At 58.1% G+C, this 9,051-nt stretch carries 14 protein-coding genes and 1 pseudogene; 9 read left to right on the top strand and 6 right to left on the bottom strand.

Annotation, left to right across the window (positions count from 1 at the left end; all coding sequences use genetic code 11):
* Together VJ698_RS22130 and VJ698_RS22125 are read right to left on the bottom strand one after the other, a co-directional pair.
* Positions 1-345: NAD(P)/FAD-dependent oxidoreductase (locus VJ698_RS22130; RefSeq protein WP_414691206.1), on the bottom strand; the 345-nt coding region annotated here is incomplete at its 3' end.
* 25 nt (positions 346-370) lie between these two features.
* Positions 371-505, bottom strand: a complete 135-nt coding sequence (locus VJ698_RS22125; RefSeq protein ID WP_324104984.1) for a hypothetical protein — start codon at positions 503-505, stop codon at positions 371-373.
* Positions 506-609: 104 nt separating this feature from the next.
* On the opposite strand from VJ698_RS22125, the gene VJ698_RS22120 reads away from it, so the two are divergent.
* The 4 genes from VJ698_RS22120 (at position 610) to VJ698_RS22105 (ending at position 3,257) form a co-directional block, all read left to right on the top strand.
* Complete coding sequence (locus VJ698_RS22120; RefSeq protein ID WP_324104983.1) at positions 610-906, top strand: hypothetical protein; 297 nt, start codon at positions 610-612, stop codon at positions 904-906.
* A gap of 333 nt (positions 907-1,239) precedes the next feature.
* Positions 1,240-2,016, top strand: a complete 777-nt coding sequence (locus tag VJ698_RS22115; RefSeq protein ID WP_324104982.1) for an AraC family transcriptional regulator — start codon at positions 1,240-1,242, stop codon at positions 2,014-2,016.
* The gene (locus VJ698_RS22110) at positions 2,013-2,630 is read left to right on the top strand and encodes a TetR/AcrR family transcriptional regulator (RefSeq protein WP_324104981.1); all 618 of its coding nucleotides are present in this window, start codon (positions 2,013-2,015) and stop codon (positions 2,628-2,630) included. The genes VJ698_RS22115 and VJ698_RS22110 overlap by 4 nt, the downstream gene beginning before the upstream one ends.
* Positions 2,631-2,933: 303 nt before the next feature.
* Complete coding sequence (locus VJ698_RS22105) at positions 2,934-3,257, top strand: antibiotic biosynthesis monooxygenase (RefSeq protein ID WP_324104980.1); 324 nt, start codon at positions 2,934-2,936, stop codon at positions 3,255-3,257.
* Between the two features lie 178 nt (positions 3,258-3,435).
* Here the strand turns inward: VJ698_RS22105 and VJ698_RS22100 are convergent, their stop codons facing one another.
* From VJ698_RS22100 to VJ698_RS22090, 3 genes are all read right to left on the bottom strand, one after another.
* Positions 3,436-3,792, bottom strand: a complete 357-nt coding sequence (locus tag VJ698_RS22100; RefSeq protein WP_324104979.1) for a hypothetical protein — start codon at positions 3,790-3,792, stop codon at positions 3,436-3,438.
* Complete coding sequence (locus VJ698_RS22095) at positions 3,792-4,157, bottom strand: GIY-YIG nuclease family protein (protein ID WP_324104978.1); 366 nt, start codon at positions 4,155-4,157, stop codon at positions 3,792-3,794. Before VJ698_RS22095 ends, VJ698_RS22100 begins: the two co-directional genes overlap by 1 nt.
* Before the next feature lie 84 nt (positions 4,158-4,241).
* Entirely contained in the window at positions 4,242-4,982 is a 741-nt protein-coding gene (locus tag VJ698_RS22090; protein ID WP_324104977.1) for a DUF2239 family protein, read from the bottom strand.
* 135 nt (positions 4,983-5,117) lie between these two features.
* Here VJ698_RS22090 and VJ698_RS22085 point away from each other — a divergent pair, with 135 nt between their 5' ends.
* Together VJ698_RS22085 and VJ698_RS22080 are read left to right on the top strand one after the other, a co-directional pair.
* Positions 5,118-5,381, top strand: coding sequence for a hypothetical protein (locus VJ698_RS22085; protein WP_324104976.1), 264 nt, complete (start codon positions 5,118-5,120; stop codon positions 5,379-5,381).
* 29 nt (positions 5,382-5,410) lie between these two features.
* Positions 5,411-6,349 (top strand): pyridoxal-phosphate dependent enzyme, encoded by a 939-nt coding sequence (locus VJ698_RS22080; RefSeq protein WP_324104975.1) that lies wholly within the window; start codon positions 5,411-5,413, stop codon positions 6,347-6,349.
* 55 nt (positions 6,350-6,404) lie between these two features.
* On the opposite strand, the gene VJ698_RS22075 is transcribed toward VJ698_RS22080, so the two are convergent.
* Entirely contained in the window at positions 6,405-6,800 is a 396-nt protein-coding gene (locus VJ698_RS22075; RefSeq protein WP_324104974.1) for a YkvA family protein, read from the bottom strand.
* Between the two features lie 69 nt (positions 6,801-6,869).
* On the opposite strand from VJ698_RS22075, the pseudogene VJ698_RS22070 reads away from it, so the two are divergent.
* From VJ698_RS22070 to VJ698_RS22060, 3 genes and pseudogenes are all read left to right on the top strand, one after another.
* Positions 6,870-7,317: pseudogene (locus VJ698_RS22070) on the top strand (YdeI/OmpD-associated family protein); the annotation flags it as partial.
* Positions 7,318-7,519: 202 nt separating this feature from the next.
* Positions 7,520-8,131 carry a class I SAM-dependent methyltransferase gene (locus tag VJ698_RS22065; RefSeq protein ID WP_324104973.1) on the top strand — a complete coding sequence of 204 codons (612 nt, stop codon included), beginning with the start codon at positions 7,520-7,522 and terminating at the stop codon, positions 8,129-8,131.
* A gap of 322 nt (positions 8,132-8,453) precedes the next feature.
* Positions 8,454-9,051 (top strand): carboxyl transferase domain-containing protein (locus VJ698_RS22060; protein WP_414691207.1); only part of this gene is annotated, 598 nt, incomplete at its 3' end.

Here is a 9,051-nt window from a genome sequence, read left to right as displayed (position 1 = left end):
GCGCTTTTCGACCACGGTGACTTCCTGCCCGAGGTGGAAGGTGGCGCCGAAGGGCTCGATCTGCTTGAGCAGGTTGTCGGTCAGTTCCTGGCCGGTGCAGCTGGGCACGGCGGGGATGTCGTAGATGGGCTTGTCCGGATACAGCTCGACGCATTGTCCACCCACGCTGGTCAGCGAATCGATCACATGCGCCTTGATCTCCAGCAGTCCCAGTTCGAAGACCTGGAACAGGCCTACCGGACCGGCGCCGACGATCACGGCATCGGTTTCGATCGGCCCTTTACCTGTGGTGCTCGCGGTATCGGGGGCTTGGGTGGATGCATTGATGCCGTTGCTGGTTTCCATTCGACTATTGAATTCCTGTTTCATTTCAAGGTTTCTCCCGCTTTGCCACCGACGTGCCGACGCGTGCAGCCCGGATCGTCTGTTGATTGAAGAAGCCGCGCAATTTCAAGAGCGCGAGTTTTTCACGGTGGGCTGAACGCAGGCGATGAAACGATCTCATGACTTCTTCCTACGGATGCCCCGACCGGACGACTATCAAGACTCATGCCAGCCGACAAAAGCTGGCGGGGAATCGTATCGGGGGCGCGCATCAAGGGGAGATGCATGCGTCAACATACAACTTTTTTGGTTGGTACGCCGCCAAACGGCATGGATGGCAGTGTTTTGGCAGTCGCGGGATGGGCCGGCGGATTGAAGATCGATGTGACGTCACGGTCTGCGCCGGGAAGTTGGCCAGAGCCTGTTCATGAAGATGGAAACCAACAAACCGGCGTGACGCCGATACGGAAGGACGGTTTCCTGATAGGGCGCAGCATCGCCGGTTTCTCCTGCGCGTGCGCAGTCCGGGTTCAAAGTCTGCTGGAACTTAGTTGCGTAAACAAGCAAGTGCTTGGTAAATAATTTTTTTAATCGCCCGACGTCATTGATTGCGATATATCAATCAGGCGGCATCAACGACCTGATTTTTATAGTTTTTATTTGACTCACTCATGACTTGCACACTTCGATATCGCATTGACCAAGCACTTGCTTTGTGCCTGAAGCCATGGCACTCTTTTATCAAACATCAGAATAAACAGCATCAGCAAGTCAGAAAGAAGTTCCCATCAACGGAGACAATCGCGACCATGCCGGAACCAGAACCGGTGGCGCGATCTGAAGGAGAGCGAAATGACAAAAGGCGTGGTGTCGGAGCGGAAAGATGATCGTCTGCAATGCAGGGAAGCAGATGACATGATGATGTTGATTACGGTTGATCGAGTCGCCTACGTAGGTCTGCTTGGCAGGCCGCGTACGCGCGAATTCGGTGCCTTGGCGGTCTATGTGTCGCTGGGCGCACCGTTCCAGATCAAGCTGGAAGACGGCGAGTGGGAGAGCGCAGAGATGTACGTCGTCGCGCCGGAGACGCCGCATCGCATCATGACAAGCGACCGCCTGATCGGCGTCATGCTGATCGAAGCAGAGACCGTCGATATTGACCAGTTGCCGTCGTGGCTGCAGCCCACGCACCACGCAGACCAGTGCGCCCCGGCGCTGGACGCTGTCCGGCATGCCTTTACCTCCATTCGCTACAAGCAGGCAGACCTGGCCAAGGTGAAGGAAAACGTCGACCTGTTCTTTTTCGGGCAAACGCTGGAGCGGCGTCGGTTGGACCCGCGCATGGCAGCGGTCGTCGACAAGATCAATCACGAACCGTGCGGGCTGCTCGGCGCGGAAGAGTGTGCGCGCTATGTTGATTTATCGTTCTCGCGCTTCCTGCATCTGTTCAAGGAAGACGTCGGCACCACGTTCCGCAGTTTTCGCGCCTGGAAGCGCGCGCGCAGCTTCCTTCATTATGTGAACACACCGACCAGCCTGACCGATATTGCGCTCGACATCGGCTATCCCGATTCATCGCATTTCAGCCACACGGTCCGCCGCTATTGGGGCCTGACACCGAAAGACATCATTGCCGGTTCACGCAGGCTGGCCGTGATCAAGCACATGAACGAACTGAGCACGGCAGCATGACGGCGCAACGGGCAGCCACAGTACCAGCAACGGCGCGCAGCAAGCGCGCGGAGCCGGCGCCGATCCCGCGCGACCGCATACTGCATGCGGCCGCCCGCCTATTCCGCGAGCGCGGCTACAAAGGCACCACGGTACGCGACATCGCCGATGCGGTGGGCATCCTGTCCGGCAGCCTGTTCTATCACTTCCGTTCGAAAGAGGAGATGCTGCTCGATATCATGCGCGAAGCCGCCATGACCTTGTGCATCCGCGCTGAGGAAGTGCTCAAGCGGACAGCATCGCCGTCGGAGCGCCTGGAACAGTTCATTGATATCGAGCTCGAATGGATGGTGGGCGAGATCAAGAAGGACTACCTCGCCGTGCTGGTCTTTGAATGGCGCGAAGTGCCGGAAGCTGCCAAGCCCGAACTGACGCGGCTGCACAAGAGGTATCACACGCTTTGGGCGAACGTCCTGGAGGAGTACGGCCAGGCGGTGCCGATGCGCATTCCTGCGGATGCTGCGGCGCGCATCCTGCACGGCGCCCTGATGGGAGCGATGACCTGGTTCAGGAGCTCGGGACGTTACAGTGCGCAGGAGTTTCGCGACATGCTGATCAGGATTGTGCAGGCTTGACGGCCTCGGGCTTGGCGCGACATTGGACAAAGGCCCTGACAGAGCAGACCCGGCTCCGGATTACCACGATGCCCGCCGTGCGCAATGCGAGCCGTGGGGCACCATGGCTCGTACAACTGCCAATACAGGTAAATCAATGACCCGATAACGCCTGCGCAAAAATGCCTCCTTCAACTATCGAGAGTGGTTGCGACTGATCGGAGCCGCGTCTCGGAAATCTCATCCATTTGAGATTGATTTGACAATATATTCGTGTCAGCATCCTTCACGGAAAGACACAAGTCAAATATCGTCGCGTAAGGAATGCGCATATCGTCAATAGCCAATACCCCCGAACCACCCTATTACGCGGTCATTTTCACTTCGTTTCGAACAGAGGGCGATCATGGTTATGGCGAAATGGCAAAAAAAATGCTTGAGCTTGCATCGCAGCAGCCTGGATTCCTGGGCGTTGAGTCAGCTCGCGAAGACTTGGGAATAACGGTCTCCTATTGGGCAGATCTCGAATCGATCAGGGCATGGAAGGCCAATATCGAACATCGAGAAGCACAGGAGCTTGGGCGGAAAAAATGGTACGCCGCCTTCAAAACAAGAATCTGTAAAGTGGAGCGCGACTATGGAATTTAACTTATCACCCATACCCAACACGTCGCGTTTGTCAGCCTGCCGTCATCGGCGCCTTTTCCCGGAAGCGGCATCTAACCGTCCAGACGGGTTTGATCAGTTTTTGCTCGACAGCGAAAGACAGAATGCGGCCCGATAGCGGTCCGCTTAGAGCTCGTAGATGCCGAGCCCCGGTTGCGGCTTACGCCAGCATCGCGCTGCAAACCTCCGTCGCGGTGCTCCATGCTTCCCGCTGCAGCCGGCGCCCCGCTGACCGGATCGCAATACGGCTGCTCCGGTTCTCACCGACAATGCGCTCGACCAGGCCGATTTTTTCAAGTGGGAGCAGTTGCAACAGGAATCGTGAACGCGAGAGGCCGAGCTTCTGCGCGAGTTCGGGCGTCGATAGATTACCACCTCCGGCATCAAGCTCGGCGAGGAGGACAAAGTCAGCCCACGACAAGCCGTGCAAGACCCCAAGTTCTTCGGTCAGCCGTGTGCACATCGCCCCGTGTTCGCAATGCCGTTTCATGAAATCCTGCAGATTGAATTCGCTCATCACGGCGCTCCGGGCGTTGTCTCGAGTTCTTCACGATAGAACTGTTCCAGCTCCTGCATCTCCTTGGCGTAGTCGAAGTTCGGATCGTCACGCTCCTTCAGCAGGTCGACGATGTCGAACGCGAAGCGCTCGGGGCCGCTGTTGTCCCATGCGGCCTGGAGTGCCTTGTCGGGGTGCGAGCGCATACGAAGCTCGAATTGCGCACGATTGAGCGCGCCATCAACGTTGCGGCTGGAGCCTACCCGCTCCTTGCCCGTTTCCTTGTCCCGGATTGCGTAGATCCCCATGCGTGGAAATGCGTCCCGCACCTGGCGCGCGATCTGGCGCCGTGCGGAAGGGGACAGATGATGTGGATTCGATGACATGACTGATTCCTCTGATGAAGTCGGTTTTTCCGGTTGTTCGCGGCATGGCCGCAGCCAACCGCGTGTGCAAGATAAAGCGCAGGGTCAGCTTTTGTGAGCGCCTGCGCCGCTCGCTGGATCAGCAAGGCGGAGCACGTATTCCAGAACATCAGGCGGCCATGCCTTTGCCTCTGCGGCCAGCCGGTCTAGCATTCCGGCAAACAGTGCGCGGCTCGCCTCCTCGAAGCCAGGAAGGTTGCCGGCAAGGGCTGACATGACTCGGTAGGCGCGCTCCTGTGCGTGCCGTTGCTGCTCGCGTTCGGCCCCTGCCTTGCGGGCTTCATGAACGAGCTTGCGCAGGGCAACTGACGCGCCGCCAGGCTGCGAGGAAAGCCAGTCCCAATGCTCGGGAAGCAAAGTCACTTCGCGTGGGACGACGCCGAGCTTGGGCCGACCCCGCGCCCTGGCGCCCGCCTTATCAGCAGGAATCGCCGGAGTTTCTGCAGGCGTCGACTGATGTCCGGCAGCGACTGCATCATTGCTGTCACGAAGGTCGATATCAATCTGCTCGCCGGTATCGTCTTGAAACAAGAGCGGTGCAGGGTCATGCTGCGTTTGGCGCGTTGTGCGCATGGCAGCGGCAACGGCATGCAGATCTCCCGCGGCAATGCGACGGGTGCCGATGAAGGCGGTGTAGGTGAGGTTTGGATGGGCTGGCATGGCGGTCTCGATCATTGGATTGATTTTATCCGGGTATAAATACGAGGTCAATATTACCCGGATAAAAATTGTGACGCTCAGATCGTGGTGAAAACCGCGCGCATCCGGTTGACCCCTCGTCTTCAAGATGTTCCGTCGTGCTCACCTGGAACGAGTCCGGCCCCAGATTCATGAGCGTCAGACTCGGCGCCGCCAGAGGCAGACGGTCAAGTCTGCACTTCACGCGGTGTCGCGTGGCCTTTATCTGTCACGCATCCTCTCGTGGGGCAGCGCTTCGCACCGAACGAAGCAGGCAAAGCTATTGCATTCTTCAATTTGCTGCTCTTTGCAGGAGTGTTTTTGTGGCAATGGGGTTTTGGCGTCGCGGTGACGAAGTTGCAGTCTGTGCTGGGCACGGTCAACGCATATCGTGTCAGTATGTTGCTACTTGCAATTCTTTCGCTGGTCGGATATCTGGTCTTTCTGTTGACGATCCAGCGAGCAAAGATCTTTGCGATTGCCGGCATCCAGGCACGCCGAGCATAGCCGATAGCATTGCGATATATTGCACGTTAATGCCGATCCATATACAAACTCCCCTCATCGCATCCGATGCCTTCAGCACCCCAGATCAGCGTATCTGGCTGAAACTGGAGGCGCTGCAGCCGAGTGGATCGTTCAAGTTGCGCGGTGTTGGACATGCGTGTGAAGTGCACGCTGCGCGCGGTGCGCGTCGCTTGCTCTCGTCATCCGGCGGCAATGCCGGGCTCGCTGTCGCCTACGCAGGGCGGCGGCTCGGTCTTCCAGTGGTAGTCGTGGTGCCGGAATCCACGCGTGAGTGGCCGAAGATGCTAATTCGCCGACAGGGCGCGGAAGTTGTCGTTCACGGCAAGAGCTGGATGGAAGCCAATGAGTATTTGATGGCGATGCGGCTGCCGACGGATGCTTTCATCCATCCTTTCGACGACCCTCTTCTGTGGGAAGGGCATGCCAGCATGATCGTCGAAGCAGCGTCACAAGGACCCAAGCCGGACGTCGTAGTGTTATCAGTTGGCGGTGGCGGTTTGATGTGCGGCGTACTTCACGGCATGCACGCGATCGGTTGGCAAGACGTACCGCTCGTAGCGGTGGAGACAGTCGGTGCGGATTCTCTCAACGCCGCAGTGGCCGCCGGTCATTTGGTTACCTTGGACGCTATCACGAGCATAGCAACATCGCTAGGTGCGCGACGGGTGAGTGAACGCGCATTCGACTGGACGAAGCAGCACGAGGTTGTCGCGACGACCGTGACTGATGATGAGGCTGTGCGAGCCTGCCTCGACGTCGCAGACGAACATCGCCTCGTTGTCGAGCCTGCATGTGGTGCTGCCGTCGCCGCCACCACGCGTCGTAATGCCGACGTACTGCGCACCGCATCCAATGTGCTTGTTGTCCTGTGCGGCGGCGCCAGTACGAGGTACTGTGACCTGCAAGCGTTGGCTTTCCCGGGTCCGGCAACTACTTCAAGCCTTTGAGTCAGAAGGAAAAGAAACTGGTAGATATCTTGCCCAGCCTGCAGTGTGACACTGGTCAGATGTATTGCGAGACCACGTACTTCCATAGTATCCATGTGATGAGGACCCAGGCCACGGCGACGAAAAGTATGCCCCAGTTGCTGCGCGGCTTCCGTCCTTCGTCAGCCATCCACTCCGCAGCTCTAGTCCTGCATTCCGTCAGCACATCCGGCGGAATCATCCTAACTGCAATCCAGATCAGGCATGGCAACAAGATGACATCGTCCAGATAGCCCAGGACGGGAATAAAGTCAGGAATAAGATCGATTGGGCTCAACGCATATGCAACGACAAATACACAAAGAAGCTTGGCCGCCCAAGGCGTCTCGGCATGCCTGTAAGCGAACCAGAGGGTGACTCCGTCACGCTTGATGCCACGTGCCCAAACACCTACTTTTTCAGAAATACTCATTCGTTCTTACGCAACGGATTATCGGTAATAAGAAAGAAGGGAAAGCGTTGCTAAAGTTCCACCTTGCCACTTTCATATGCGGAAGCGCTCGAAAGCGCGCTCTATAACGAATGGACTGACGGCCAGAAGCAAGCCGAAAGCGAAAGCTACTGGCTTCAACGCTTCACGTCTCGAACAGCCAAGAGTATCTGGTCAAAGATCAACAAAGAAAAAAGCAGAAGCACTAGTTGTATCCGGACGAATACGTCCGGCCGGCATGCTGGAAATAAATCGAGCAATGCAGGATGGCTGCTAGGATGCCGCCTATGCGTCGGCAAGCAATTCGACCATCCCTGACGACTTGCAACACGGTCTTGATGCGGGCCGCCAAGGCAAAGAAGTTCTTTGCAATGCTCAACAGCAAAACCGATACGCCATCCTTTTCAGAGTACAAAGCGCCAGGAAGCCAGAAACACGCGCACGGAAAATCGCGCAATTCATTGAAATGTTAAGCAATTTCGAAACGCTCTATCCTTAACCTGCGTGTTGCGTGTTGCGTGTTGCGTGTTGCGTTTGGCGAAGGCGCCTAACTCTTTATACCAGGTGACAAGAAGCCGACATATCATATAGAACATTTGAAATCATGCAAAAAATGAAAAAAAGTTGCGGATTCCCTTTTGACAGTTTCCTGGGCGCTTACGTTTGCGGGCGAGGGTCCGCGCAGCATTGAGCGACACGAAATGCAGCACTCAGCCATCGCCTCCGCGTACGACACCCTGGCCCCAATCTGGCAGGACGGTCACTTCAACGAATCAGACGGGATCAATCAGCACAAGCGCGCGCTCGGCTTCCTGGGGCCTCACAGCACGCCTGGTGCGGCACTGAACGTTGGGTGCGGCTGTAGTACTCGCTTCAATGCACTGCTCCGAGACTGCGGCCTTGAGATCGAAGGTGTTGATATCTCCGATCGAATGGTGACCTTAGCGCGGGAGGCCGATCCGGCCGTTCAGGTTCATCGAGCCGACATCTGCACGTGGCAGCCACACCGGACTTACCGCTTCATCACCGCCTGGGACAGCATCTGGCACGTACAACTCGCTGAACAACGAGCTTTGATGCTGAAGCTTATGGGCCTGCTCGAGCCAGGAGGAGTGCTGCTCTTTTCTGCAGGAGGGCTTGATCGCCCAAGTGAGCACACTGACTCTGCGATGGGGCCCACGGTCTACTACAGCACGCTCGGTATTCCGGGTCTGTTGCAGGTCATTCAGGAAGCTGGTTGTGCGCTTCGGCACCTTGAGTTCGATCAGTGGCCACAGTCGCATCTTGCGGTCATCGCCCAGCGAGGTGCCTGACCTCAAACCTTAAAACTTGGCACGACTATGTCCGCTCGGCAGCGCATTGCAGCTGCTTGCACATTGACGACTTCAGATTGCAGACCCTTTGGCTCCCTGCGCTTGCAGCAACCCGGCCACGACACTTGACTTCCCGGCGGCGCAACGCCGCTTCAGCCACTTTACGCAAGACCCTCTCCCGGCTCCGGTAGTAACTTTCCCGCTGTAGCCGGAAAAGCGCTATCCGAATGCGCCATCCGCAGTTTCCTTTCCTATCGACATGGCATTGATCGAAACCAATATTTCCACCAGCAGCGACATCTTCCAGGCGAATCGCACCGGCATGCTCGCACTGCTCGGCAGGGTGCGCGAACTCGAGGAACGCACCCGCCAGGCCTCGGCCGCCTCGCGGCAGCGCTTCGAAAAGCGCGGCCAGCTCCTGCCGCGCGAGCGCCTGTCCTTGCTGCTGGACCACGGCGCCCCCTTCCTCGAGCTATGCACCCTCGCGGGCTACGGCCTTGACGTGCCCGATCCCGACAAGAGCGTGCCCGGCGGCGGCCTGGTGGCCGGCATCGGCTATGTCTCCGGCGTGCGCTGCATGGTCTGCGCCTCCGACTCCGGCATCGATGCCGGCGCCCTGCAGCCGCGCGGACTGGACAAGCAGCTGCGCGTGCAGGAACTCGCGCTGGAGAACCGGCTGCCCTATGTGCAGCTGGTCGAAAGCGCCGGCGCCAACCTGATGGCCTATCGCGTCGAGGAATTCGTGCGCGGAGGCAACCTGTTTCGCAACTTGGCGCGCTTGTCCGCCGCCGGCCTGCCGGTGGTCACCGTCACGCACGGTTCGTCCACGGCAGGCGGCGCCTACCAGACCGGCTTGTCGGATTACATCATCATGGTGCGCGGCCGCTCGCGCGCCTTCCTGGCCGGCCCGCCGCTGCTGA

The organism is Noviherbaspirillum sp. (genome assembly GCF_035254685.1).
GTDB lineage: Bacteria > Pseudomonadota > Gammaproteobacteria > Burkholderiales > Burkholderiaceae_D > Noviherbaspirillum.
The sequence above is the reverse complement of the archived record's forward strand: the minus strand, read 5'-3'. Positions and strand labels throughout refer to the sequence as shown.

Bases quoted from the DNA above. Each gene is read 5' to 3' on its own strand.
- VJ698_RS22115 (WP_324104982.1), top strand. From the start codon at position 1,240: ATGATGATGTTGATTACGGTTGATCGAGTCGCCTACGTAGGTCTGCTT.
- VJ698_RS22095 (WP_324104978.1), bottom strand. From the start codon at position 4,157: ATGTCATCGAATCCACATCATCTGTCCCCTTCCGCACGGCGCCAGATC.
- VJ698_RS22080 (WP_324104975.1), top strand. From the start codon at position 5,411: ATGCCGATCCATATACAAACTCCCCTCATCGCATCCGATGCCTTCAGC.
- VJ698_RS22065 (WP_324104973.1), top strand. From the start codon at position 7,520: ATGCAGCACTCAGCCATCGCCTCCGCGTACGACACCCTGGCCCCAATC.
- VJ698_RS22075 (WP_324104974.1), bottom strand. From the start codon at position 6,800: ATGAGTATTTCTGAAAAAGTAGGTGTTTGGGCACGTGGCATCAAGCGT.
- VJ698_RS22110 (WP_324104981.1), top strand. From the start codon at position 2,013: ATGACGGCGCAACGGGCAGCCACAGTACCAGCAACGGCGCGCAGCAAG.
- VJ698_RS22100 (WP_324104979.1), bottom strand. From the start codon at position 3,792: ATGAGCGAATTCAATCTGCAGGATTTCATGAAACGGCATTGCGAACAC.
- VJ698_RS22120 (WP_324104983.1), top strand. From the start codon at position 610: ATGCGTCAACATACAACTTTTTTGGTTGGTACGCCGCCAAACGGCATG.
- VJ698_RS22105 (WP_324104980.1), top strand. From the start codon at position 2,934: ATGCGCATATCGTCAATAGCCAATACCCCCGAACCACCCTATTACGCG.
- VJ698_RS22125 (WP_324104984.1), bottom strand. From the start codon at position 505: ATGAGATCGTTTCATCGCCTGCGTTCAGCCCACCGTGAAAAACTCGCG.